At 73.4% G+C, this 23800-nt stretch carries 21 protein-coding genes; 7 read left to right on the top strand and 14 right to left on the bottom strand.

Annotated features, from left to right (window positions below; genetic code table 11):
• Positions 1-232 precede the first annotated feature (232 nt).
• From folK to ACWDRR_RS32275, 5 genes are all read right to left on the bottom strand, one after another.
• Positions 233-832 carry a 2-amino-4-hydroxy-6-hydroxymethyldihydropteridine diphosphokinase gene (gene folK, locus ACWDRR_RS32295; RefSeq protein WP_449775801.1) on the bottom strand — a complete coding sequence of 200 codons (600 nt, stop codon included), beginning with the start codon at positions 830-832 and terminating at the stop codon, positions 233-235.
• A gap of 58 nt (positions 833-890) precedes the next feature.
• Positions 891-1250, bottom strand: a complete 360-nt coding sequence (gene folB / locus ACWDRR_RS32290) for a dihydroneopterin aldolase (RefSeq protein ID WP_449775813.1) — start codon at positions 1248-1250, stop codon at positions 891-893.
• 247 nt (positions 1251-1497) lie between these two features.
• Positions 1498-1980, bottom strand: coding sequence for a nuclear transport factor 2 family protein (locus ACWDRR_RS32285; protein WP_449775800.1), 483 nt, complete (start codon positions 1978-1980; stop codon positions 1498-1500).
• A gap of 31 nt (positions 1981-2011) precedes the next feature.
• Complete coding sequence (gene folP, locus ACWDRR_RS32280) at positions 2012-2917, bottom strand: dihydropteroate synthase (RefSeq protein WP_449775799.1); 906 nt, start codon at positions 2915-2917, stop codon at positions 2012-2014.
• A gap of 96 nt (positions 2918-3013) precedes the next feature.
• Positions 3014-4852 carry a phosphatidylglycerol lysyltransferase domain-containing protein gene (locus ACWDRR_RS32275; RefSeq protein WP_449775798.1) on the bottom strand — a complete coding sequence of 613 codons (1839 nt, stop codon included), beginning with the start codon at positions 4850-4852 and terminating at the stop codon, positions 3014-3016.
• A 373-nt stretch (positions 4853-5225) separates the two neighbouring features.
• On the opposite strand from ACWDRR_RS32275, the gene ACWDRR_RS32270 reads away from it, so the two are divergent.
• Complete coding sequence (locus ACWDRR_RS32270) at positions 5226-6386, top strand: alpha/beta hydrolase (RefSeq protein ID WP_449775797.1); 1161 nt, start codon at positions 5226-5228, stop codon at positions 6384-6386.
• 127 nt (positions 6387-6513) lie between these two features.
• Positions 6514-7302 carry a ferritin-like domain-containing protein gene (locus tag ACWDRR_RS32265; RefSeq protein WP_449775796.1) on the top strand — a complete coding sequence of 263 codons (789 nt, stop codon included), beginning with the start codon at positions 6514-6516 and terminating at the stop codon, positions 7300-7302.
• Positions 7303-7336: 34 nt separating this feature from the next.
• On the opposite strand, the gene folE is transcribed toward ACWDRR_RS32265, so the two are convergent.
• The 6 genes from folE to dacB form a co-directional block, all read right to left on the bottom strand.
• Entirely contained in the window at positions 7337-7942 is a 606-nt protein-coding gene (folE, locus tag ACWDRR_RS32260) for a GTP cyclohydrolase I FolE (RefSeq protein WP_402397088.1), read from the bottom strand.
• 108 nt (positions 7943-8050) lie between these two features.
• Positions 8051-10108: an ATP-dependent zinc metalloprotease FtsH gene (gene ftsH / locus ACWDRR_RS32255; protein ID WP_449775795.1), complete on the bottom strand. Its 2058-nt coding sequence runs from the start codon at positions 10106-10108 to the stop codon at positions 8051-8053.
• Positions 10109-10343: 235 nt separating this feature from the next.
• Positions 10344-10898, bottom strand: a complete 555-nt coding sequence (gene hpt / locus ACWDRR_RS32250; RefSeq protein ID WP_030059589.1) for a hypoxanthine phosphoribosyltransferase — start codon at positions 10896-10898, stop codon at positions 10344-10346.
• Positions 10899-10969: 71 nt separating this feature from the next.
• The gene (gene tilS, locus ACWDRR_RS32245) at positions 10970-12097 is read right to left on the bottom strand and encodes a tRNA lysidine(34) synthetase TilS (RefSeq protein ID WP_449775794.1); all 1128 of its coding nucleotides are present in this window, start codon (positions 12095-12097) and stop codon (positions 10970-10972) included.
• 329 nt (positions 12098-12426) lie between these two features.
• Entirely contained in the window at positions 12427-13605 is a 1179-nt protein-coding gene (locus ACWDRR_RS32240) for a zinc-dependent metalloprotease (protein ID WP_449775793.1), read from the bottom strand.
• 196 nt (positions 13606-13801) lie between these two features.
• Complete coding sequence (gene dacB / locus ACWDRR_RS32235) at positions 13802-15508, bottom strand: D-alanyl-D-alanine carboxypeptidase/D-alanyl-D-alanine endopeptidase (protein ID WP_449775792.1); 1707 nt, start codon at positions 15506-15508, stop codon at positions 13802-13804.
• Between the two features lie 76 nt (positions 15509-15584).
• Here dacB and ACWDRR_RS32230 point away from each other — a divergent pair, with 76 nt between their 5' ends.
• Positions 15585-16076, top strand: a complete 492-nt coding sequence (locus ACWDRR_RS32230) for an inorganic diphosphatase (protein WP_329492202.1) — start codon at positions 15585-15587, stop codon at positions 16074-16076.
• A 194-nt stretch (positions 16077-16270) separates the two neighbouring features.
• Entirely contained in the window at positions 16271-16942 is a 672-nt protein-coding gene (locus ACWDRR_RS32225) for a biliverdin-producing heme oxygenase (protein WP_449775791.1), read from the top strand.
• 106 nt (positions 16943-17048) lie between these two features.
• On the opposite strand, the gene ACWDRR_RS32220 is transcribed toward ACWDRR_RS32225, so the two are convergent.
• Both ACWDRR_RS32220 and ACWDRR_RS32215 read right to left on the bottom strand, forming a co-directional pair.
• Positions 17049-18716 (bottom strand): HtaA domain-containing protein, encoded by a 1668-nt coding sequence (locus ACWDRR_RS32220; protein ID WP_449775790.1) that lies wholly within the window; start codon positions 18714-18716, stop codon positions 17049-17051.
• A gap of 40 nt (positions 18717-18756) precedes the next feature.
• Positions 18757-20286 carry an HtaA domain-containing protein gene (locus tag ACWDRR_RS32215; RefSeq protein WP_449775789.1) on the bottom strand — a complete coding sequence of 510 codons (1530 nt, stop codon included), beginning with the start codon at positions 20284-20286 and terminating at the stop codon, positions 18757-18759.
• A 156-nt stretch (positions 20287-20442) separates the two neighbouring features.
• Between ACWDRR_RS32215 and ACWDRR_RS32210 the strand changes: the two genes are divergently transcribed.
• Genes ACWDRR_RS32210 through ACWDRR_RS32200 form a run of 3 tightly spaced genes read left to right on the top strand, consistent with a single transcriptional unit; the run spans position 20443 to position 23356 of the window.
• Positions 20443-21474, top strand: coding sequence for a heme/hemin ABC transporter substrate-binding protein (locus tag ACWDRR_RS32210; protein ID WP_449775788.1), 1032 nt, complete (start codon positions 20443-20445; stop codon positions 21472-21474).
• The gene (locus ACWDRR_RS32205) at positions 21471-22538 is read left to right on the top strand and encodes a FecCD family ABC transporter permease (protein WP_449775787.1); all 1068 of its coding nucleotides are present in this window, start codon (positions 21471-21473) and stop codon (positions 22536-22538) included. Before ACWDRR_RS32210 ends, ACWDRR_RS32205 begins: the two co-directional genes overlap by 4 nt.
• On the top strand, positions 22535-23356 hold the full coding sequence (locus ACWDRR_RS32200; protein ID WP_449775786.1) for a heme ABC transporter ATP-binding protein: 822 nt from the start codon (positions 22535-22537) through the stop codon (positions 23354-23356). Before ACWDRR_RS32205 ends, ACWDRR_RS32200 begins: the two co-directional genes overlap by 4 nt.
• A 149-nt stretch (positions 23357-23505) precedes the next feature.
• Here ACWDRR_RS32200 and ACWDRR_RS32195 read toward each other — a convergent pair whose 3' ends face one another.
• Positions 23506-23721, bottom strand: a complete 216-nt coding sequence (locus ACWDRR_RS32195) for a dodecin (RefSeq protein WP_449775785.1) — start codon at positions 23719-23721, stop codon at positions 23506-23508.
• Positions 23722-23800: the final 79 nt, after the last annotated feature.

The raw sequence follows: 23800 nt of genomic DNA, 5'->3' as shown, positions 1-23800 counted from the left end.
ACGTGGTCCTTCCCGGGGTTGCGGAGTCGGGCGGCCGCCCCCGGGCCTTGCCCGGCTCCCCCGGCCCGGCGGCTGGGAGGCACCCCGGCCCGGCGACGGGCGGGGAGGACGGTACGACGGCGCCAGGCCACCGTACCGGGCCCGGACCGGCGGGCACCCGCGCGGATGGCGGTCACCTACTGGTACGGCCGGGGACCCGGTCCGAGTTCCCCGGCCGTCGCGCCGCTGCGCCCTACTCCGGGAGGGTCAGCCCGATGTCCTCGCGCCGCCGGACGCCCTGGGCGTCGGCGCCGCCGAGCGCCTGGAGCAGCGCGGCGACCTGGCCGTGGCCGGGCACCTCGGCCTCCGGCTGGGCGTCCAGCCAGGGGGCGAGCACGAAGGCCCGCTCGTGCGAGCGCGGGTGCGGCAGCAGCAGCTGCGGGTCGTCGCTGGTGACGCCCTCGTAGGCGAGGATGTCGACGTCCAGCGTGCGCGGGCCCCAGCGGACGGTGCGGACCCGGCCGAAGGCGTCCTCGATCGCGTTGCCGCGCTCCAGCAGGTCGCGCGGGGGCAGGGTGGTGCGCAGCACGACCACCGCGTTGTAGTAGTTGGGCTGCTCGTCGGGGCCGCCGAGGGCCTCCGTCTCGTACACGCCGGAGACGGCCTTGATCTTGAGCCCGGGGGTGTCGGCGAGGGCGTCCACGGCACCCTGGAGGGTGTCCAGGCGGTTGCCCAGGTTGGAGCCGAGGGCGATCACGGCGCAGCGCTGGCTGTGCAGCGTGGCGTCGGCCGAGTCCACCCGGCTCTCCAGGTCGAACGTGGTCGGCGAGGCGGTCGGGTCGCTGGTGCTCATCGGACTTCCCCTACAGCTGGAATGGGCTCTGCGGCTGGCACGGGGTGCGCGGTGCGGGTCATGCGCGGCCCCGGTGGATGGTCACGGTCACGTCGTCGAACGGCACGGTGATCGGGGCGTCCGGCTTGTGCACGGTGACCTCGACCTCCTCGACCGCCTCGTGCTTGAGGCACTGGTCGGCGATGCGCTGGGCCAGCGTCTCGATCAGGTCGACCGGCTCGCCGGAGATGATCGAGGTGACCTCCTCGGCCACGATGCCGTAGTGCGCCGTGCGGGTGAGGTCGTCGCCGGACGCGGCGGGGCGGGTGTCCAGGTACAGCACGAGGTCCACCACGAAGGTCTGGCCCTCGACGCGCTCGCGCTCGTAGACGCCGTGGTGGCCCCGGGCACGCAGGCCCCGCAGGGTGACGCGGTCCAGCAAACGAATCACTGCTCCCAGTCGGACGGGCCCTGCCCCGGAAAAGCGGCGGGAAGGCAGGGCGGAGGCGGGCGTCACGCCCGCCACTCCGTTTTGAATCTACCCGCGAGCACGGACAACGCCTGACCGTCCTACCCGGCACGAATCGACGCCACGCGCACCGCAATGGCGATTGACGTGAACGTTCGGTGACCGCTCGGGAATTCCCGGGGCGCCGCCGGGGGACGTTTTCCCGACGGCCCCCGAATCAGTCCTCGTCCTCGTCGTCCCCGCTGGTCAGAACGGGTGAACCGTGGTGGGACCAGAGCTTCCAGCCCGCCGGGGTGCGGCGGAAGAGATTGGTCGAGACGACCTTTCCGCCGACCAGCGGGCCGAGTTCGCCCTCCTCCTCGGCCTCGCCGCCGGAAAGGATGTTCTCGGTGCACGTGACAAGGGCCACATCGCCCTGCACCTCGGCCTCGACGTCGGTCAGGATGAACTGGATGTACTCCGTGTTCGCCATGATCAGCATGTACGAGCGGGTCACCTGGGCCCGCCCGCGCAGCACCGGCCAGCCGGGGTGCACGCACACCACGCCGCCCTTGTCGTCGGCCTCGTCGGCCCCCAGCCAGGCCTCCTCGACGGCCGCCGGGTCGCCGTTCTCCAGCGCCTCGTACAGCCGCCGGTTGGCCTCCAGTACGGCCTCCCGATCCGCTTCACGGGCCCTCTGACCCGCGGTCTCGCCGCTCACCCTGCCGTCACCTGCCACAGACCCTCCCGTTTCACCTGCCCACCCGGCCCGCCGACGGGCCGGAGGGGTCCTGCCGGGCCGCGCGCTGCCAGGCCGCGACCACCCGGACGGCGTCCGCCGTGCCGGACACGTCGTGCACCCGCACCGCCCAGGCACCGGCCCTGGCCGACAGCACCGACACCGCAGCGGTCGCGTCGTCGCGCTCCCGGGCCGGGCGCAGTTCCCCGGTTTCCGGGTCGGCGAGCAGCGTACCCAGGAACCGCTTGCGCGATGCGGCCACGAGGACGGGACGACCGAGCGCGGTGAGCGCGGGGAGCCCGCCGAGCAGGGCCCAGTTGTGCTCGGCGGTCTTGGCGAAGCCCAGACCCGGGTCCAGGATCAGCTGCTCCTCCTTGACGCCGGCGGCCAGCAGCGCCTCCATCCGGGCGGTGAGCTCGCCGACCACGTCGGCCACCACGTCGCCGTAGACGGCCAGGCTGTCCATGTCGGCGGACTGCCCGCGCCAGTGCATCACCACGAAGGGCACGCCGGTCTCGGCCACCACCCGGGCCATCGCCGGGTCGGCCAGGCCGCCGGAGACGTCGTTGATGATCCGGGCACCGGCCGCGACGGCCCGCTCGGCCACGGAGGCCCGCATGGTGTCGACGGAGACGACCACCCCGGAGTCGGCGAGCTCGCGCACCACCGGCAGCACCCGGCCCAGCTCCTCGGCCTCGGGCACCCGCTGCGAGCCGGGCCGGGTGGACTCGCCGCCGACGTCCACCAGGTCCGCGCCGCGGGCCCGGAGCGCGAGGCCGTGGGCGATGGCCCGTGCGGGGTCGTGCCACATCCCGCCGTCCGAGAAGGAATCGGGGGTCACATTGACCACGCCCATCACGGCGCAGCGGTCGAGCCGCGGCAGTCCGGCCGGCAGCGAGAAGGACAGCGAAGTGCTCATAACCCCATTATCAGTTCAAGTCCCCGCTCCCCCGGAGACGGCCGGACCCCCGCCGGGGGTGTCCGACGGGGGTCCGGTGACGGGCGCGGGCGCGACTCAGGCCGCCTCGGTGACCTCCGGGCGGGCCGGGGCCGGCTGCAGGCCCTGCCGCTGCGGCTTGCGTCCGAAGCGCGGCATGCCGAGGGTGATGAAGGCCTCGGCCTGCATCGCGGCGAAGCCGATCCGGGGCAGGTCCCGGGTGTTCGGGAAGACCAGGAAGCGCGGCTCCCACTCGGGCTGGAACTTGGCGTTGAACTTGTACAGCGACTCGATCTGGAACCAGCGCGACAGGAAGACCAGCAGCCCGCGCCAGGCCCGCAGCACCGGGCCGGCGCCGATCCGCTCACCGCGCGCCAGGGCCGAGCGGAACATCGCGAAGTTGAGCGAGACCCGGCGCACGCCCATCGCGGGCACCGCCTGCAGCGCGGCCACGATCAGCAGCTCGTTCAGACCGGGGTCGGCGGCGCGGTCGCGGCGCATCAGCTCCAGCGAGATGCCGTCCGGTCCCCAGGGCACGAAGTGCAGCACGGCCTTCAGGTCGTCGCCGGTCTCGCCCTCCTCCGGCGCCTTGTGGGCGGTGACCACCACGCAGGCGTCGTCCCCCGGCTCGCCGAAGCGGCCGAGGGCCATCGAGAAGCCGCGCTCGGTGTCGGTGCCGCGCCAGCGGGCGGCGGCGTCGGCGATCCGGTACTTCTCGTCCGCCGTGAGGTCGGCGACCCGGCGCACCTGGCAGGAGTAGCCGTTGCGCTCGATCCGCTTGACCATCTGCCGGACGTTGCGCATCGCGCGGCCGGCGAGCGAGAACGTCGCGGTGTCCACGATCGCCTCGTCGCCCAGCTCCAGCGCGTCCAGCCCCGCCTCCCGGGTCCAGACCTCGCCGCCGACCTCGCTGCAGCCCATCACGGCCGGCACCCAGGCGTGCTCGCGGGCCTCGGCCATGAACACCTTGATCGCGCCCGGCCAGGCCTCGACGTCACCGACCGGGTCGCCGGAGGCGAGCATCACGCCGGAGACCACCCGGTAGGAGATCGCCGCCTTGCCCGAGGGCGAGAACAGCACGCTCTTGTCCCGGCGCAGCGCGAAGTAGCCGAGCGAGTCGCGGTCACCGTGCCGGTCGAGCAGCGCGCGGACCTTCTCCTCGTCCTCGGCGGTCAGCTCGGGCTTGGGCTTCTCCGGGCGCAGCGCCAGATAGGCGGTGGTGAAGGCGGTGATCAGCCCCAGCCCGCCGAGCAGGTAGGCGACCAGGTCGGAGACCCGGTCCGAGCTGTAGTCGACCGGTCCTTCGAAGCCGAACAGTCCGTACCCGACGTGCTCCAGGCGGTGGAACAGGCTCGGGTGGCCGAGCTCGTAGCCGGTCCGGGTCGAGACCACCAGCAGGCCGAGCCCCACGCTGATGGCACCCATCACGATCAGGTTGACCAGCGCCCGCCAGCGGGTGCGCGGGTCGGCCTTGGCGTAGAACTCGCGCCGGTGCACCAGCATCACCGCGAACAGCACCAGCGAGACGACCGCCGGGCCGATCTGGTGCCAGCGCAGGATGTGCAGCGCCGCGCCGACCGGCAGCAGCACGCAGACGGCCCGCCAGGCCCGCCGCTTGCGGCGCCGCAGCGCGTGGGCGAGCAGCACCAGCAGCAGGCCGACCATCAGCGTGCCGGCCGCGGCCAGGGTCGTGGTGCCGCCGGGCAGCTGCCCGGCGAAGGTGTGCACCTTGGTGTGCCGGAGCTTGGGGAACACCGCGCTGGCGATGTCCACCAGCCCGATCAGCAGACAGGCGTAGCCGACCGCACCGGGCAGCCAGGCCCGGGGCACGGAGGCCGCTTGGGTACGAAGCGTCTGCAGGCCGCGGCGGCGGGGCGGCTGCTCGGGGCTCGGCTCAACGGACACGGGAACGCTCATGGAAGCTCAGCGTAGAGGCTGCGGAGCGCAGTCCTGTCACTCCGGGGGAGGAGTTGTGAGGGACCTTCATGCCTTTTCCTTCATCAGGCAATGCGCCCACCAAACATCCGGAAACGGAGGGTAAACCGGCGTCGGGGGGTCGCTGCGATTGAGCCGAGGGGTGGGCGCCGGAGCCGCTCGCCGCGTGGCGCGACGGACCCCCGCATACCCGGTACGTACGGTGGACGCCGCATTCCCGGGCGCCGGTTGCGCCGGATCGCCCACGGACTCCGGCCTGCCCGACGCCCGGACAGCCTAGCCGCGATGGCCCCGGCTGACGCACCGCCAGACGATGAAGCCTGCCCCGAGAGTTTCCCACCGGAAGGCCGACGGCATGGAACTGACCAGCGACGCGCTGGTGAACTCGCTGCTCGCGCTCGGCGCGGCGGCCCTGCTCGCCACCCTCTGGCTCTGGCCCCGGCTGGCCCGCCAGCGCCCGCTCCCGGTGCTCGGCCGGATCGCGCTGCTGATGGTCACTCAGGTCTCGGTGCTCGCGGTGCTGGCGCTGTCGGTCAACAACTCGTTCGGCTTCTACACCTCATGGGACGACCTGCTGAGCCCCGGCGGGACCAAGCTGGCGCTGACCAGCAGCGAGAACCACCACGGCAACGCCCCGGTCTCCGACGCGCTGGTCCAGCCGACCGAGGAGGGCGGCCTGGAGACCGTCACCGATCTGCCCAAGGGGCCGCCGGAGGAGGTCGGCAAGATCGAATCGGTCCGGGTCGCGGGCAAGGAGACCGGCCTCTCCGACCAGATGTTCGTGTACCTTCCGCCCGAGTACTTCGACCCGAAACTCGCCATGGTGCGCTTCCCCGTCCTGCTGGCCATCGCCGGCTTCCCGGGCACCACCATGCACCTGGTCAAGGACCTCCCCGTCCCGCAGACCGCCTGGGAGCTGCGCAAGGCCGGCAAGATGGCCCCCGCGATCATCGTGATGACCCGCCCGACCGTCGCCCCGCCGCGCAACACCGAGTGCGTCGACGTCCCCGGCGGCCCGCGCGCCGAGTCCTGGTTCGCCAAGGACGTGCCCGAGGCGCTGCGCTCGGCGTACCGGGTCAGCCGCTCGCCCTCGTCCTGGGGCGTGCTCGGCTTCTCCACCGGCGGCAGCTGCGCGATGCGGCTCGCGATGCGCTACCCGGACGTCTACGGCAACGGCGTGGGCATGCACGGCGACTTCAAGGTCGCCGAGGACCAGTTCACCGGCGGCAACCTCTTCGGCGGCGACAAGGCACTGGCCGACCAGAGCGACCTCGGCTGGCGGCTGCAGAACCTCCCCGCACCGAACCTCTCGCTGCTGGTGATCAGCACCCGCAAGGAGACCGACTACCCGGAGACGGTGAAGTTCGTCGACCTGGCCCAGCAGGTCGCGGCCGCCAATCCGCAGTTCAAGGTGGAGTCGCTCTACCTGGACGACGGCGGCCACAACTTCGACAGCTGGATCCGCGAGCTGCCGGCCGCGCTGGAGTGGATGAGCGCCCGGCTCACCTGGACCTGACCGCCGGCGACCGCCGCCGGGCGGGTGATTACCGGCCGGTCGGGCCGGTTCGGCGCCACCCCGGGGAACGTATCGCGACCGCCCGGCCGAACGGCCGGCGCAGACCCGGATCCGTGCAGGAGGCCCCATGCTCAGCACCCGATCGCTCTTCACCGAGATCTACCGCAACGACGAGGCCTACCAGCTGTTCTGCAGCATCGCGGCCGGTGGCGAGGACCAGGGCGGCTGGGAGAACGAGCGGATCACCGCCCTCACCCGCGACCCGGTCCTCGCCCCCAAGATCGCCCGGCACGGCGCCGACGAGCGCAAGCACGGCCGGATCTTCACCCAGCTGCTGAACAAGCGCGGCCTGCCCAAGGTGGACGTCCCCGCCGAGGCCGACTACTGCATGCTGCTGGAGCGCCAGGGCGTCGGCCTCTCGCACGAGCGGCTGAACAGCGAGGTGCCGCTGGCCGAGCGCGAGATCATCACGTACCTGGTGCACAGCCGGGTCACCGAGCAGCGCGCGGCCGAGCAGATGCGCCAGCTGGTCAAGGTCTACGGCGACAACCCGGACCTCGGCCGGGCGATGCGGATGATCTCCGCCGACGAGGACAACCACCTCGCGTACTGCCACGAGGAGCTGCTCCGGCTGGTCGCCCGGGGCCACGGCCCGTACATCCGGCACGCCCTGGAGACCAGCGCGCGCGGCGAGATCCGCACCCACCGGGACGTCGGACTCGCCGTCACCGCCCGGATGGCGCGGATCCTCCGGTGGCCGCGCTGGCAGCTCGCCGTCGTCACGGCCGGCGTCCACGCGCTCTACCTCTACGACCGCGCGTTCGGCTGGCGGCGGATGGTGACGCTGCGGATGCCCCGGCGCCGCAACGCCCTGGGCACCCCGGCTCCGCCGCACGCGGAGCACGAGGTGGTCTGAGCGCCCGGGCCGGGGCGGCGCGGCCGCCGGGCCGCTAGCGGCCGATGATCAGGCTCATCGCCTCGGCCCGGGTGGCCGGGTCGCGCAGCTGGCCGCGCACGCAGGAGGTGATGGTCTTGGCGCCGGGCTTGCGGATGCCGCGCATCGACATGCACATGTGCTCGCACTCGACCACGACGATCGCGCCGCGCGGTTCGAGGATCCGCATCAGCGCGTCCGCGACCTGGCTGGTGAGCCGCTCCTGCACCTGCGGGCGGCGGGCGTAGACGTCGACCAGCCGGGCCAGCTTGGACAGGCCGGTGATCTTGCCGTTGACCGACGGGATGTAGCCGACGTGCGCGACACCCCGGAACGGCACCAGGTGGTGCTCGCAGACCGAGGTCAGCTCGATGTCCTTGACCAGCACCATCTCGTCGTGGCCGAGGTCGAAGGTGGTGGTCAGGACGTCCTCCGGCTCCTGCCAGAGGCCCGCGAATATCTCCTTGTAGGCCCTCGCGACCCGGGCCGGGGTCTCCAGCAGACCCTCGCGGTCCGGGTCCTCCCCCACGGCGAGCAGCAGCTCGCGGATGGCGTTCTCGGCCCGCTTCTGGTCGAAGGTCCCGACGGCGGGCGGACCGTCGAGCGTCACCGGGTCGATCATGCGGGCCTCGCTAACTAGGGGGACGACTGGCTGAACAGCACGGATGCCGCGCCTCCAGGGTACAAACCCCGGTGGCGCGGCATCCATTCCGTCCGTTTCGCGGTCGGATCAGCCCTCGGCGGGCGGCTCCGTCGGCAGCGGCGGGAGCTTCACCACGTCGACCGGGGAGGCCTCGGCGGCGGTGGCGGCGGCACCGTTGGTGAGCGCCAGCTCCTTCGGGGACTGCACCGGCGGACGGGTGGACGGCGTCCGGCGGGACGAGCCCGTCCAGGCCGGCCGGGCCGGGCGCTTGACGATGGTCGAGAAGATCTCGGCGATCTGCTCCTTGTTCAGGGTCTCCTTCTCCAGGAGCTCCAGGACCAGGTTGTCGAGCACGTCGCGGTTCTCGACCAGGATCTCCCAGGCCTCGTTGTGCGCGTTCTCGATGAGCTTCTTGACCTCTTCGTCGACCAGCCCGGCGACCTCTTCCGAGTAGTCGCGCTGGTGGCCCATCTCACGACCGAGGAACGGCTCCGAGTTGTCCGAGCCGAACTTGATCGCGCCGAGGCGCTCGGTCATGCCGTACTGGGTGACCATGGCCCGCGCGGTGGCGGTGGCCTTCTCGATGTCGTTCGACGCACCGGTGGTCGGGTCGTGGAAGACCAGCTCCTCCGCCGCGCGCCCGCCCAGCATGTACGCCAGCTGGTCGAGCATCTCGTTGCGGGTGGTGGAGTACTTGTCCTCGTCCGGCAGCACCATGGTGTAGCCGAGCGCCCGACCGCGGGACAGGATCGTGATCTTGTGCACCGGGTCGCTGTTGGGGCACGCCGCCGCCACCAGGGCGTGGCCGCCCTCGTGGTACGCGGTGATCTTCTTCTCCTTGTCGGACATGATCCGCGTGCGCTTCTGCGGACCCGCCACGACGCGGTCGATCGCCTCGTCCAGGATGTTGTTGTCGATCAGCTTCTTGTCCGAACGGGCGGTCAGCAGAGCGGCCTCGTTGAGGACGTTCGACAGGTCCGCGCCGGTGAAGCCGGGGGTGCGCTTGGCGACGGCCGAGAGGTCGACGTCCGGCGCGATCGGCTTGCCCTTCTGGTGCACCTTGAGGATGTCCAGCCGGCCCTGGAGGTCGGGACGCTCCACCGCGATCTGGCGGTCGAAACGGCCCGGGCGCAGCAGCGCCGGGTCCAGGATGTCGGGGCGGTTGGTGGCCGCGATCAGGATCACGCCGCCCTTGACGTCGAAGCCGTCCATCTCGACCAGCAGCTGGTTGAGGGTCTGCTCGCGCTCGTCGTGACCGCCGCCCAGGCCCGCACCGCGGTGCCGGCCGACGGCGTCGATCTCGTCGACGAAGACGATCGCCGGGGCGTTCGCCTTGGCCTGCTCGAAGAGGTCGCGGACCCGGCTGGCGCCGACACCGACGAACATCTCGACGAAGTCCGAGCCGGAGATCGAGTAGAACGGCACCCCGGCCTCGCCCGCGACGGCACGCGCCAGCAGGGTCTTGCCGGTACCGGGCGGGCCGTAGAGCAGCACACCCTTGGGGATCTTGGCGCCGACGGCCTGGAACTTGGCCGGCTCCTGCAGGAACTCCTTGATCTCGTGGAGCTCCTCCACCGCCTCGTCCGCACCGGCGACGTCCGAGAAGGTCGTCTTCGGGGTGTCCTTGGTCAGCAGCTTGGCCTTCGACTTGCCGAACTGCATGACGCGCGAGCCGCCGCCCTGCATCTGGTTCATCAGGAACAGGAAGACCAGAACGATGATCACGATGGGCAGCATCGACAGCAGCAGGCTGACGAAGGTGCTCTGCTTCTCCGGGCTGATGGTGTAGCCCTCGGACAGCGTGCTCTGGTCGGTGTCGTTGATCTGGGCCTGGAGCTTGTCGGCGATCCCAACACCCTGGTCGCCGATGTACGAGGCCTGGAACTTGCTGCCGGACGGGGTCTTGCCCGTGCCGGCGTTGGACAGCGTTGCGCCGTCCTTCAACTGGATCTTGATCGTGTTCGAGTCACCAGTGGTGATCTGCGCCGACTTGACCTGCTTGGCGTCGATCGCTGCGACGACCTGCCCGGTGTCCACCGTCTTGTAGCCGTTCGAGTCAGAAACGACCTGCATCAGCACGATGACGGCGAGGACGGCCAGCACGATCCACATGATCGGCGCACGGAAGTATCGCTTGACGTCCATCCATGCGGGGCGTTGCCGCCCCGTCCCTCCTGCCACTCGACGGCGCCGCGGGGCCTGGGCCGCCGGCGCATCCGGTCTCTGCTCATGTGAAGAGCGGTTTTATTGGACCGTACCGCAGTCCGACCCGCCGGTGGCGGGAGCACAGCGACACGACCTACTTCTATTTCCCCCGATGCAACGGGCGGGAACGGTCCACTGTTCCCGTCCGTAGCCCGAACGGGCCCCGAAGGTTCTCTCAGCCGCCGTAGACGTGCGGGGCGAGGGTGCCGATGAAGGGGAGGTTGCGGAGCTTCTCCGCGTAGTCGAGGCCGTAGCCGACCACGAACTCGTTGGGGATGTCGAACCCGACGTACTTGACGTCGATCTCGACCTTGGCCGCGTCGGGCTTGCGCAGCAGCGTGCAGACCTCCAGCGAGGCCGGGCCGCGCGAGCCCAGGTTGCCCAGCAGCCAGGACAGCGTCAGCCCGGAGTCGATGATGTCCTCGACGATCAGGACGTCACGGCCCGCGATGTCGGTGTCCAGGTCCTTGAGGATCCGCACCACACCGGAGGACTTGGTGCCCATCCCGTACGAGGAGACGGCCATCCAGTCCATGGTCACCTGCGAGTGCAGGGCGCGGGCGAGGTCCGCCATGACCATCACGGCACCCTTGAGGACGCCGACGATCAGCAGGTCCTTGCCTGCGTAGTCCCGGTCGATGCGCTCGGCCAGCTCCAGGAGCTTGGCGTCGATCTCGTCCTTGCTGATGAGCACCTTCGCGAGGTCAGCGCCCATGTCGTTCTGGTCCACCGGGGATACGTCCTCAAACGTTCGGGGTCTGGATGGCCGGCGGCCCGGCGCCCCGGGAGCATGCCTGCCCGTCAGTCGCCCTGCCGCCGAAAGACCAGCGTGCCACACCTGCGGGTGGCTTCGACGCCCCCGGGTAGGTGCAGCGGTCCCTGGCCGCGCCAACCGGTGACCAGCAGATCGATCGTTTCGAGGTGGCGCGCGAAGAGGTCGCCGGCCGGACAGCCCGCCCGCAGCGCGGCCCTGCGCAGCACCCGGCGGCGCACCGCGGGCGGCAGTTCGGCCAGCTTCGCCGCGTCCAGGGCGCCCTCCCCGGTCCGCAGATCGCGCTCGGCGAGCGCGGCCCACTGGTCCAGCGCGTCGGCGTCGTCGCGGAACAACCGGGCGGTCCGGGCCAGCGCCTCGACCACGCCGCCGCCGAGGTGCTTCTCCAGCACCGGCAGCACTTCGTGGCGCACCCGGGAGCGGGTGTAGGCGGGGTCACAGTTGTGCGGGTCGTCCCAGACCGGGATCGCCTGGGCGGAGCAGGCCTGGCGGGTGGCGGCCCGGTCGAGCTCCAGCAGTGGGCGGCGGTAGCGGCCCTTCTGGGCCGGCATGCCGGCCAGCGAGCGGGCGCCGGAGCCGCGGGCCAGGCCCAGCAGCACCGTCTCCGCCTGGTCGTCGCGGGTGTGGCCGAGCAGGACGGCGACGGCGCCGTGACGCTCGGCGGCCGCGTCCAGGGCGGCGTAGCGGGCGTCCCGGGCGGCGGCCTCGGGGCCGCCGGCGCGGCCGACCCGGACGGGCACGGCCTCGACCGGGTCGAGCCCGAGCGAGCGGAGCCGCTCGGCGACCTGGGCGGCGCGGTCGGCGGAACCGCTCTGGAGGCCGTGGTCGACGGTGACGGCGCCGACCCGCAGGCCCAGCTTGGGGGCTTCGAAGGCGGCCGCGATGGCCAGCGCCATCGAATCGGCCCCGCCGCTGACGGCGACCAGGACCAGCGGCGAGCCGGGCGCGGCCGGAGTGCGCGGCAGCCCGGACGGGTGGCGGTGGGCGTTGCCGATCAGGGTGGTCCCGACGGCGGCGCCGACCAGCGGCGCCCCGCTCGGGCGCTCGCGGGGCTCGCGCACGGGCGCGGTGAAGGTGGTGCCGGCCTCGGCGGCGAGGTCGGTGAGCGTGCGGCGTACGGCCAGGCGTATCGCTGCGACAGCGGGGTGTGGGCCCACGGCGGACGACTCCTTGACGGAGGGAACAGGACGGCGGTGGGCGCGGCGGGGACCGCGCATTTGTGAGCACCGTGTTACCGGGCGCTCACAGATGGTGGCAGAAAGGAGGCACCCGCTACGCCACCCGCGCCACCGGTACGACCACCGTCCCACGTACGGGTGAATGGAGAAACGTATCTTCACCCGCCATCTGCACGATTGGACCACTCGTACGAACGGCTTTGACCGCTGCCGACCGCCCACGGGCCACCGGGCGCGCCGAGCCGCCCCGTGCGGGCGACAACCCGCCCCGGATCCGGCCCGGAGGCGGGCGGGCTACCGAACGGCCCTCACCGCGCGACGCGGGCCACCCAGGCGGACGGGTCGTGGATCTCGTCCTTGGTCGGCAGGGTGTTCGGCGACGTCCAGACCCGGTTGAAGCCCTCCATCCCGACCTGCTCCACCACGCCCCGCACGAAGACCGCGCCGTCCTGGTACTGGCGGAGCTTGGCGTCCATGCCGAGCAGCCGGCGCAGCACCAGGTCGAGCCGGTTGGCACCGCGGTCCCGGCGCTGCTGGAACTTCTCCCGGATCTCCGCCACGCTGGGCACCACGGCCGGGCCCACGCCGTCCATCACCACGTCCGCGTGGCCCTCCAGCAGCGACATCACGGCCGTCAGACGGCCGAGGATCTCGCGCTGGGAGGGCGACTGGACGATCTCCAGCAGGCCGGTGGAGCCACCCGCCTCACCCCGGCCGCCCAGGCCCGGAAGGCCGCCGCCGAGCGTGCCGGCCGCGTCCCGCAGCCGGTCCAGCAGCGCCCCCGGGTCGACGTCCGTCTCGGCCAGGAACGACTGCACCTCGGACTGGATGTGGTCGCGCAGCCACGGCACGGCGGTGAACTGGGTGCGGTGGGTCTCCTCGTGCAGGCAGACCCAGAGCCGGAAGTCGGCCGGGTTCACGTCCAGCTCCCGCTCGACGTGCACGATGTTCGGCGCCACCAGCAGCAGCCGGCCCGGGCCGGGGCCCTCGGGGCCCAGCCGGGGCTTGTCGAAGAGGGCGGCGGGGCTGTCCGGCGCCTCCAGCGAGGGCTCGGCCGGGGCGAAGGTCTCGTACTGGCCCAGCACCTTGGTCGCCAGGAAGGCCAGCAGGGCGCCGACCTCGATACCGGTGGCCTTCTCCCCCACCGCGCCGAAGACACCGGCGGCGGTGCTGCCGGCCCGGCGGGCCTGGAGCTTCTCCACCAGGGGCTGGACGACGGTGCGGAAGCCCGCGACGTTGGCCCGCACCCAGCCGGGGCGGTCCACGATCAGCACCGGGGTCGCGGTGGCCGCGCCGAGGCTGCTGGAGCGCATCCCGGTGAACGCCCGGACGTGCTCCTCCGCCTCCAGGGCGTGCCTGCGCAGTTCGGCGACCACGGCCGCCGCCTCCGCGCGGCTCACCTCCGGCCCGGGCCGTACCAGCCTGGTCGCGGTTGCGACCGCGAGATTCCAGTCGACCATGTCAGCACCGCCGCTCGCGCTCGTCATGCCCTCACCGTACGTGCTCCGGCCCATCGGGGGGAGCCACGGGTGCCCACGTCCTGCCGGACGGGCGAGCGGACGAACAACCGGACGGCGGGCCGCCGGAGAATCGGCCGCGCGGAGCCGAACCCGCCGTCGGCGCACGGGGATCGGCCCCGGGCCGCCGCGCGGCGGTGGCGGTGCGCCGTCCTCGGCGGCCGGCTCAGTGGCAGCCGCAGGCCGCCAGCCTGGCCACGATGCGGTCCATCGCGGCGCGGGCGGTGTCGGCGGAGGCGCTGGTCCTCGTCATCACGGCGAAGGTGAGCAGCCGTCCCTCGGCGTCCACCACCGTGCCGGCCAGGGTGTTGACGCCGCTCAGGCTGCCGGTCTTGGCCCGGACCAGCCCGGCCGCCTCGGCGGCGCCGGAGCCGGCGCCGAAGCGCTTGCCGAGGGTGCCGGTGAAGCCGGCGATCGGCAGGCCGGTGAGCACCGGACGCAGCGTCGGGTGCTGGTCCGAGGCGGCCAGCGCGAGCAGGTGCACCAGGACGGCCGGCGGGATCGCGTTGCCGGGGTACAGCCCGCTGCCGTCGCCCAGGACCACCCCGGCCATCGGCACGCCGAGCCGGGCGAGCTCCTGGGTGACCGCGGTGGCGGCGCCCTCGAAGCTGGCCGGCTGGTGCGCGGCGAGCGCGGCCTGACGGGCGATCGCCTCGGCGAGGGTGTTGTCGGAGGTGGTCAGCAGGCGCTCGACCAGCCGGGCGACGGTCGGCGAGTCCACCCGGCCGAGGACCGGCGCGGTCGCGGCCGCCGGGGCGGCGGAGGGCTTGGCCTTGCCGTCGACGGTGACGCCCTGGGTCTTCAGCAGGGCGGCGAAGGTGTCGGCGGCCTGGCCGGCCGGATCGGCCACCCGGGCCGGCGCGTCCTCGCGGCTCTTCGGGTCCACCTTGCCCTCGTCGACCATCAGCGGGGTGACCAGCGCGATGTTGGCGGCGTCGTGGTTCTTGTGCTGGGGGTTGCCCGAGTAGAGCGAGAGGTCGTAGTCGAGCCTGACGGTGGTGGTGCCGCCGGCCTTGAGGGCGGCGGCGGTCTGCCGGGCCAGCGCCTCCAGCGAGGCGGGGGCGGTGTCGGCGTCGGCGGGCACACCGCCGATCTGCACCTGGTCGAGGGGCAGCGCGGTGAGGGTCGGGTCACCACCACCCACGAGGGTGATCTCGCCGGGGTTCGCACCCTTGACGACCCGGGTGGTCAGCCGGGTGTCCCCCGGGATCAGCGAGAGCGCCGCCACGGTCGTCGCCAGCTTGGTGGTGGAGGCCGGGGTGGCGGCCGTGTTCTCGCCCGAGCCGTAGAGGAGTTGGCCGCCGGCGGCGTCCGCGACGGCGAAGCTCACGGTGCCCAGGTTCCGGTCGGCGAGTGCGGCGGCGAGGGCCTGCTGGAGGCCCTGGGCGGTCGGCAGTGCGGCGGTCGGGCCGGCCTCGGCCGAGGCCAGCACGGCCCCGGCGGCAGGAGCCGGGCGCCCGGCGGGTGTCCCGGCCGGCGTCCCGGACGGCACGGCGGGGGGCGTGCCGGGGGGCGTGCCGCCGGCCGGAGGGGCGGCCGGGCCGGCCGGGCCGCCGGAACCGGTGGGGTCGGGCGACTGCGCCGTGCCCACCCGGCTCCGGCCCGGGTCGCCGGTCCTGCCCCGGTCATTGCCGTGACCGTTGCCCTTGTCCCCGCCCCGGTCGTCGCCCTTGTCGGTGCCCTTGTCGTCGCCCCGGCCGTCGTGCCTGCCGTCCTCGCCGTGGCCCGAGCTGTGCCCGCCGGGCGCGGGAGAGGGCTGGGCGTACGCGCCACCGCCCGAGGACAGCACCGTGCCGGCGACCAGCAGCGCCGCCCCGAACAACCCCGCGGTCGTCCCCCTGCGACGGTCTCCCGCCCCGACCCCTGCTCCCACCGACCGGCCCCTTTCCTGAGCACCCGCTCCCGTAGGAGACACTTGGATTCTGTCAGTCCCTACCTTGGAGGAACCGTTGGAGTTCGACGTCCTTATCGAAATCCCTAAGGGCTCGCGCAACAAGTACGAGGTCGACCACGAGAGTGGCCGTCTTCGTCTTGACCGGATGCTGTTCACCTCGACCCGTTACCCGGCCGACTACGGCTACGTCGAGGGCACCCTGGCGGACGACGGCGACCCGCTGGACGCCCTGGTCATCCTTGAGGAGCCGACCTTCCCCGGTTGCCTGATCAAGTGCCGTGTCATCGGCATGTTCAAGATGACGGACGAGGCCGGCGGCGACGACAAGCTGCTCTGCGTCCCGGCGACCGACCCCCGCTGGGAGCACCTGCAGGACATCCACCACGTGTCGGAGTTCGACCGTCTGGAGATCCAGCACTTCTTCGAGGTCTACAAGGACCTGGAGCCCGGCAAGTCCGTCGAGGGCGCCAACTGGGTCGGCCGCGCCGAGGCCGAGGCCGAGGTCACCGCGTCGATCAAGCGACTGGCGGAGCAGGGCGGTCACTGAGCCCTCGTACCGATCTCGTTCGCAGGGCGTTCGAGGTAGGTCGGGCCAGCCGGAGGCCGGGATTCGCGGAATTGTCCGCGGATCCCGGCCTTCGCCGTTCCGCGGGACAATTATCCCGACACCCTGTCGGCATGATGGCGACTTAGGTTAGGCTAACCAAAAAGTCGGGGCCGATTCCGATCACTGGAGGCCGCATGCCCACGCCCGAGCAGCCCGTCCCGTTCTCCACCGTGCTCCGCACCGCCAGCAGCGAGGAGCACGAGGCCGCGGAGCAGTCGTCGTTCATGAGCCACCTGCTGGGAGGGCGGCTCGGGATAGACGCCTACGCCGACCTCACGGGCCAGCTCTGGTTCGTCTACCGGGCCCTGGAGGGCCGGGCCGCCGAGCTGGCGGACCACCCGGTGGCCGGACCGTTCATCGACCGGGCCCTGCTGCGCACCGCCGCCATCGAACGCGACCTGGAGCACCTGCGCGGACCCGGCTGGCGCGAGGGGCTGGAGCCGCTGCCCGCCACCGCCGCGTACGTGGCCCGGGTGGCGGAGCTGGCGGCCGAGTGGCCGGCCGGGTACGTCGCGCACCACTACACCCGCTACCTCGGCGACCTGTCGGGCGGTCAGATCATCCGCGGCATCGCCGAGAAGACCTGGGGCTTCGAGCGCAAGGGCGACGGCGTGCGGTTCTACGTGTTCGAGGAGATCGACAACCCGGCCGCCTTCAAGCGCGACTACCGCGCCAAGCTGGACGCCGCCGGGCTCGCGCTGGACGACATCGAGCGCCGCCGGGTGGTCGAGGAGTGCAAGCGCGCCTTCGTGCTCAACGGCGCGATCTTCCGCGACCTGGACGGGCGTTACCCGCTCAGCGCCTAGTCACCGCGGTGCCCGGACGCTCCCGCACAGGGCGTTCGGGCCCCCGACGCCACCGGGCACCGGCGAGCAGTTGCTCGCCGGGGCCCGGTGGCGTCGGGGCGCGGGATCAGGCCTGCGCAGCGCTGCGACGACGGACCAGCGCGGTGGCACTGCCGCCGAGCAGCAGCAGGCCGGCCGCGGTGGCCAGCAGCGGCACCACCGGGGTGTCCGCACCGGTGGAGGCCAGCGAGGCGCCGCCACCGGTGACCAGCGACGCGCCGCCGACCGTGCCCGTGCCGCTCCCGGAGCCGCCGCCGGTACCGGCGCCGGTGCCGGTGCCGCTGGCGGAGCCGCCGCCCGTACCGGCCGGCAGCTGGGCTCCCTTGTCGAAGGCCAGCGCGACCGTGACCGGGTCGAGCGCCTCGCCCGCCGGGTAGCTGCCGAACGCGGGCACGCCCTCCGCGGTCAGCGCGGCCGGGACGCCGGAGAGCGTCACCACGCCGTTGACCGGGGCGAAGTTGGCCTTGGAGAGGTCCAGCTTGGCGATCCGGACACCGGTGAGCGAGGTGTCGCCCTTCCCGTCCCGGGACTTCGCGTTGACGTCGGCGGTCAGGTAGGCGCCGTCCTTGTCGATCTTCAGGCCGAACTTGGCGAGGGTGGTGTCCAGCTGGTAGCCGCCGCCCTCCGGGTGGCCGAGGAAGCGGACCGACCCGTTGAAGCCGGCCGACACCGCGTGCGTCGTGGTGTTGTAGCTGCCGGTGCCGCCGCCGAAGCGGTAGTCCGCGGCGCCGCCGCCGAACTCCACCTTGCCGTTGGCCATCGTCGTCAGGTACTTGCGGAAGCTCTCCTTGACCGACCAGTCCAGGGTGGCGTTCACGACGGCGAGTTCGCCGTTGCCGCTCGGCGCGGTGGTGGCGGACGGCGAGCCGGTGGCGCCCGGGGACCGCGTCGCGGACGGCGAACCGCTCACGGAGGCCGAGGACGAGGCGGACGGCGAGCCGGTGGCACTCGGGGACTGCGTCGCCGACGGCGAGCCGGTGCTGCTCGGCGACTGCGTCGCGGACGGCGAACCGGTCGCGGAGGGCGAGGACGAGGCGGACGGCGAGGCGGTGGCGCTCGGGGACTGCGTCGCCGGCGGCGTGGCGGTCGGCGACGGCGTGGCCGGGCTCTGCTTCAGCAGCAGCGCCAGCGGGTCCATCGCCGTCCCGGCCTGGTAGAAGCCGGCGAACGCCCTGGCCCCCTCCTCGGTGAGCGCGGCCGCCGTCGGCACGCCGTTGGTGGTGTCCCGGCCGACGGTGAACGTCACCAGCGGCACGTCGTCGCGCCGGGTGACCTCGGTGGCGCCCATCGACTCCTTGGACGCGGTGTCGGCGGTCAGCTTGCCGGTCGTCCCCACGGTGGAGATCTTCAGGTCGCTCAGGCCGACGTCCAGCGCGCCGTGGTGGGCGGTGAACCGGACCCCGCCGGTGAAGGCCGAGGTGAGCGAGTGCGTGGTGAGGTCGTAGGTGGCACTCGCCAGGCCGAAGTGGAAGCTGCCGTCCGCGTTGGTGGTCGCACCACCGGTGAGCTCCACGCCGCCCTGGCCGATCGGACCGGTGACGTAGCTGCGGAAGCTGGCCTTGACCCCCCAGTCCAGCGCGCCGGTGTCGTACGTGACGCTGCTGGGCGCGCCCGCGCCGAACGCCAGGGCGGGGGCGCCGAAGGCGGTCAGGCCGAGACCCGCGGTGGCGGCGGCGAGGGCGGCCAGCCGGGTGCGGTTGCGGCGGCCTGCGGGCATGGCGGTGCTGCGGGACATGGTGGAACTCCGTTCGGTGAGCGGGGGACGGGAACCGACGTCAGGCCGCGTCGGTGGGGGTGGAGGTGGCACGGCGCCGGCGCCGGGCGAGCACCGCGGCGGTCGCGGCCAGCGCGACCACCAGCAGGCCGCCGGCCACCGCCACCGCCGGGACGCCGTCCGAGGAGGAGGACGAGGCGGCGGGCGCGGCTGGCGGCGCCGTGGTGGGAGCCGTGGTGGCGCTCGGGCTCGGCGCGGCCGGCGGGGCGCTGCCGATGTCGGGCAGCGGGGGGAGCGCGGCGGCCGGGTCGAGGGCGACGGCGAAGCTCAGCGGGTCCATCTCGGTACCCGCCGGGTAGAGGTTGCCGAAGGCCTTGGCACCGGCCTCGGTGAGTGTCAGCGGGAGCTCGGTGGCCTTCAGCAGACCGGCCTCGGGCTTCAGACCGGCCGCGTCGAAGGCGGCCAGCTCGACCCCGGTCAGCGCCTGCGAAGCGCCGTCCGGCGTCCGGCCGGAGACGTCCGCGAGCAGCCGGCCCCGGCCGTCGGCCACCGTCACGCCCGGGTTGGCGAGGGTGAGGTCGAGCCCGAAGCCGTTGCCGCCCCGCATCCCGGTGAAGCGGACGCTGCCGGCGAAGGAGGCGGTGAGGGTGCCGGCCGCCGGGTCGTACCCGCCCTTGGCCGGGGTCCAGCGGAAGAACGCGCCGCCGTCCGCCGCGCCGCCGCCGAGCTCCCAACGGCCCTTGGCGATCGCCCCGGTGACGTAGTCGCGGAAGGTCCGGCGCACGCCCCAGTCGAGCGCGCCGTTGGCGAACTCGGTCCGGGCCGGCGCCTCGGGAGCGGCCGAGGGAGCGCTCGCCGGGGGAGCGGCCGCGGACGGGGCGGCCGACGGCTGTTCCGCCGTCGCGGCGGGCGCGGTGGTGGGCGCGGAGGGCGCCGGGGCCGCCGAGGTCGGCTGCGCCGCCGGCAGGTTGACCGAGAGGCTGACCGGATCCAGCGCCGTCCCGGCGGTGTAGAAGTTGCCGAAGGCCTTCGCCCCGGCGTCGGTCAGCGTCGCGGGCACGTTGCTGAGCGCCAGGGTGCCGGCGGCGCCGCGCAGGTCGACCCCGGCCAGCGAGAGATCGGCGAGCTTGGCCTGGCTCACGCTGCTGACCTGGCCGGTGTCCTTGGACTTGCTGCTGACGTCCGCGTACAGCCCGGCACCACCGCCGGCGGCGGCCCGGAAGGTGAGCCGGCCGATGCTCAGGTCGAGGGCGTTGGTGCCGTTCTCCTGGTGCCCGGTGAACCGGACCCCGCCGGAGAACGCGGCGCTCAGCGCGCCGGTGGCCGGGTCGTACGTGCCGTTGGCCGAGTGGAACCGGAAGGTGCTCCCGGCGACCGTGGCGGCGCCCCCGGTGAGCGCCCAACTCCCCTTGGCGATCGGGCCGGTGACGTACGTCAGGAAGGACTGCTTGATCCCCCAGTCCAGCCGTCCGCCGGACACCTTGCCCTCCGCCGCCACCGCCTGGCCCGGTAGCAGCGCCACCGTCAGGAGAGCGGCGAGGGTGGCCACCAGGGTGGCGGCCAGGCGACGGAGCCGTCTGGGCAGAGGCACGGCGGATCACTCCTCGGCACAACAGGGGAGGGGTCGGCGCAGCGCCGACCCCCTTGCGAAACTCAGGTAAGGCTAACCTAATATATAAGTCAAGAGTCCCGCCGACCACCCCGGCCCATCCATCGAAGGCGGCGACAACTCCCAGCGAAGGGACACATGTTGAGCGGCAGCACGATCCGAACCCGGGTGGCCCGCGGGCCCCTCCTGCTGCTGGTGGCCCTCGGTCTGCTGCTCGCGCTGACCGCCTGCGGATCAGGGGCCGGCGCCACCGGAGCCGCCGCCGGGTCCGGCGCCTCGCGCGCCCCGGACGCCGTGGAGCCGCTGCCCGAGAAGCCCGCTCCCCGGCTGCCGGCCACCGCCGTCTCGGCCGACGGCCGCCAGGTGACGGTGACCAGCACCGACCGGATCATCCCGCTCAACGGGAGCCTCGCCGAGATCGTGTTCAGCCTCGGCCTCGGCCCCGAGGTGGTCGCCCGGGACGTCTCCACCACCTTCCAGCAGGCCGCCGCGCTGCCGGTGATCACCCAGGCGCACGACGTCTCCGCCGAGGGCGTGCTCTCGCTGCACCCGACCGTCGTCCTCGCCGACCGCTCCACCGGCCCGGCCGAGGCGATCGCGCAGATCCGCGCCGCCGGCGTCCCGCTGATCGTGCTGGACGACGCCAAGCAGCTCGCCGACGTCGGCCCCCGGATCGACACCGTCGCCACCGGCCTGGGCGTCCCCGACGCCGGACGGCGGTTGAAGGAGCGCACCGAACAGCGGATCAGCGAGGCGCGGTCCGCGCTGCCCGCCGCCGACCGCCACCCCAAGGTCGCCTTCCTCTACCTGCGCGGCAGCGCCTCCGTCTTCCTCCTCGGCGGTCCGGCCTCCGGCGCCACCTCGCTGATCGAGGCCGTCGGCGGCGAGGACGCCGGCAAGACCGCCGGGATCAGCGGCGACTTCACCCCGCTCACCAGCGAGGCCCTGGTCAAGGCGGCTCCCGACGCGATCCTGGTGATGAGCAAGGGCCTGGATTCGGTCGGCGGCGTCGACGGCCTGCTCAAGCTGCCCGGCGTCGCCCAGACCCCGGCCGGCCTGGACCGCCGGATCGTCTCGATCGAGGACGGCCAGCTGCTCAGCTACGGCCCGCGCACCCCGCAGGTGCTCCGCGAGATCGCCGACCAGCTCTACCCGGCGGCCGCCAAGTGAGCACCGCCGTAAGGAAGAAGGCGCTCGCACTGCCCGGACCCCGGCGCACCGCGGTGATCACCGTCGGCCTGGCCGCCGCCCTGGTGCTCTGCGCCCTGCTCGCGGCCGGCATCGGCGCCTACCGCATCCCGCTCGGCGACATCCTCGCCTCCTTCGGCCACCGGCTCGGCCTCGGCGGGCACGCGCTGGACCGCGTCCCGGAGTCGGTGCTGTGGAACGTCCGGCTCCCCCGGGTGGTGCTCGCCCTGCTGGTCGGCGGCTCGCTCGGCTGCGCGGGCGCGCTGATGCAGGGCGTGTTCGGCAACCCGCTGGCCGAGCCCGCCGTGATCGGCGTCTCCTCCGGCGGAGCCGTCGGCGCGGTCGGCTGCATCGTGCTCGGCCTGGACGCCTTCGGCAACTGGACCATCACCGCCTTCGCCTTCGCGACCGGCCTGCTGACGGTCTTCGCGGTGTACGCGATGTCCCGCTCCGGCGGCCGCACCGAGGTGGTCACGCTGATCCTCACCGGGGTCGCCGTGAACGCCTTCTGCGGAGCGCTGATCGGCCTCTTCCTCTTCACCGCCGACTCCGCCGCGATCAGCCAGGTCACCTTCTGGCAGCTCGGCTCGCTCTCCCAGGCCACCTGGGGCAAGGTGCTCGCCGTGCTGCCGTTCGCGCTCGTCGGCCTGGCCCTCGCCCCCCGCTACGCGCGGCAGTTGGACCTGCTGGCGCTCGGCGAGCGGCCGGCCCGCCACCTCGGCGTGGACGTCGAGCGGATGCGCCTGGTGCTGATCACCCTGGTCGCGCTGCTCACCGCCGCCGCCGTCGCGGTCAGCGGCATCATCAGCTTCGTCGGCCTGGTCGTCCCGCACCTGCTGCGGATGGTGGCCGGACCGGGCCACCGGTTCCTGCTGCCCGCCTCCGCGCTCGGCGGCGCACTCGTCCTGGTGGCCGGCGACCTCGCCGCCCGCACCCTGGCCGAGCCCGCCGAACTCCCGCTCGGCGTGCTCACCGCGCTGATCGGCAGCCCGTTCTTCTTCTGGCTGCTGCGCCGCACCAGGACCAAGCAGGGAGGCTGGGCATGAGGCTGCGAACCCGACCCGAGGTGCCCGGACGCCCCGCCCCGGGCACCGAACTGCTCACCGCGGAGGCCGTCCGGCTGACGATCGGCGGCCGCGAGCTGCTGGCCGGCGCGAGCGTCCGGGTGGCGGCCGGGGAGGTGGTCGCCCTGCTCGGGCCGAACGGCGCCGGCAAGTCCACCCTGCTCTCCGTGCTGGCCGGCGACCTCGCGCCGACCGCCGGCGAGGTCCGGCTGCTGGACCGCCCGCTGGCCGGCTACCGGCCGGCCGAACTCGCCCGGCACCGCGCGCTGCTGCCGCAGTCGGCCGCGCTCTCCTTCCCGTTCCCCGCGGACGAGGTGGTCCGGATGGGCCGCGCCCCCTGGGCCGGCACGGCGGCCGCCGCCGAGGACGACGCGGTGGTCGCCGAGGCGATGGCCGCGACCGAGTCCACCGCCTTCGCCGGGCGGCCGTTCACCGCGCTCTCCGGCGGCGAGCGGGCCCGGGTGGCGCTGGCCCGGGTGCTGGCCCAGCGGACGGCGCTGCTGCTGCTCGACGAGCCCACCGCCGCCCTCGACCTGCGCCACCAGGAGCTGGTGCTGCGGGTCGCCCGGGCGCGGGCGGGCGCCGGGGACGCCGTGGTCGTCGTCCTGCACGACCTCTCGCTGGCGGCGGCCTACGCCGACCGGGTGGTGCTGCTGGCCGCCGGCGCGACGGTCGCGGACGGGCCGGTGGCCGAGGTGCTGCGCGCGCCGCTGCTCAGCGAGGTCTACGGGCACCCGGTCGAGGTGCTGGCGCACCCGCGCACGGGCGTCCCGCTGGTCCTGCCGGAGCGCGACCGCTGAGCACCGGTGGACGCGGAAGGACCGGCGACCGCTGAGCACCCGCGGCCACTGAACCCCGGCGGACACGGGAGGACCCGGGGGGACGGCGCCGGGCGGCCGGCCGGCGGAGGAGGCCGGGAGGCCGGCCCGCCCGGCGCGCGCGACGCCGGTCAGGCCTCGTCGTCGAGCCGGAAACCGACCTTCAGGCCGACCTGGTAGTGCTGGATCCGGCCTTCCGCGAGGTGGCCCCGGACCTGCGTCACCTCGAACCAGTCGAGGTTGCGCAGCGTCCGGGAGGCCCGCTCGACCCCGTTGCGGATGGCGGCGTCGATGCTCTCGGTCGAGGACCCGACGATCTCTGTCACCCGGTACACGTGCTCGCTCATGACGGACTCCCTCAGCTGTGCGACGGCCCCCGTCCACCGTGCACCGCCACCGGTCGCTCCGCACTCCGGCGCCCGCCGG

The organism is Kitasatospora sp. NPDC003701, assembly GCF_053587085.1.
This window is presented reverse-complemented; position numbering and strand designations above follow the sequence as displayed.

Bases quoted from the DNA above. Each gene is read 5' to 3' on its own strand.
- ACWDRR_RS32270 (WP_449775797.1), top strand. From the start codon at position 5,226: ATGGAACTGACCAGCGACGCGCTGGTGAACTCGCTGCTCGCGCTCGGC.
- ftsH (WP_449775795.1), bottom strand. From the start codon at position 10,108: ATGGACGTCAAGCGATACTTCCGTGCGCCGATCATGTGGATCGTGCTG.
- ACWDRR_RS32225 (WP_449775791.1), top strand. From the start codon at position 16,271: ATGCCCACGCCCGAGCAGCCCGTCCCGTTCTCCACCGTGCTCCGCACC.
- ACWDRR_RS32210 (WP_449775788.1), top strand. From the start codon at position 20,443: ATGTTGAGCGGCAGCACGATCCGAACCCGGGTGGCCCGCGGGCCCCTC.
- ACWDRR_RS32240 (WP_449775793.1), bottom strand. From the start codon at position 13,605: ATGACGAGCGCGAGCGGCGGTGCTGACATGGTCGACTGGAATCTCGCG.
- folK (WP_449775801.1), bottom strand. From the start codon at position 832: ATGAGCACCAGCGACCCGACCGCCTCGCCGACCACGTTCGACCTGGAG.
- ACWDRR_RS32220 (WP_449775790.1), bottom strand. From the start codon at position 18,716: ATGTCCCGCAGCACCGCCATGCCCGCAGGCCGCCGCAACCGCACCCGG.
- ACWDRR_RS32195 (WP_449775785.1), bottom strand. From the start codon at position 23,721: ATGAGCGAGCACGTGTACCGGGTGACAGAGATCGTCGGGTCCTCGACC.
- folP (WP_449775799.1), bottom strand. From the start codon at position 2,917: ATGAGCACTTCGCTGTCCTTCTCGCTGCCGGCCGGACTGCCGCGGCTC.
- ACWDRR_RS32275 (WP_449775798.1), bottom strand. From the start codon at position 4,852: ATGAGCGTTCCCGTGTCCGTTGAGCCGAGCCCCGAGCAGCCGCCCCGC.
- ACWDRR_RS32200 (WP_449775786.1), top strand. From the start codon at position 22,535: ATGAGGCTGCGAACCCGACCCGAGGTGCCCGGACGCCCCGCCCCGGGC.
- folE (WP_402397088.1), bottom strand. From the start codon at position 7,942: ATGATCGACCCGGTGACGCTCGACGGTCCGCCCGCCGTCGGGACCTTC.
- ACWDRR_RS32265 (WP_449775796.1), top strand. From the start codon at position 6,514: ATGCTCAGCACCCGATCGCTCTTCACCGAGATCTACCGCAACGACGAG.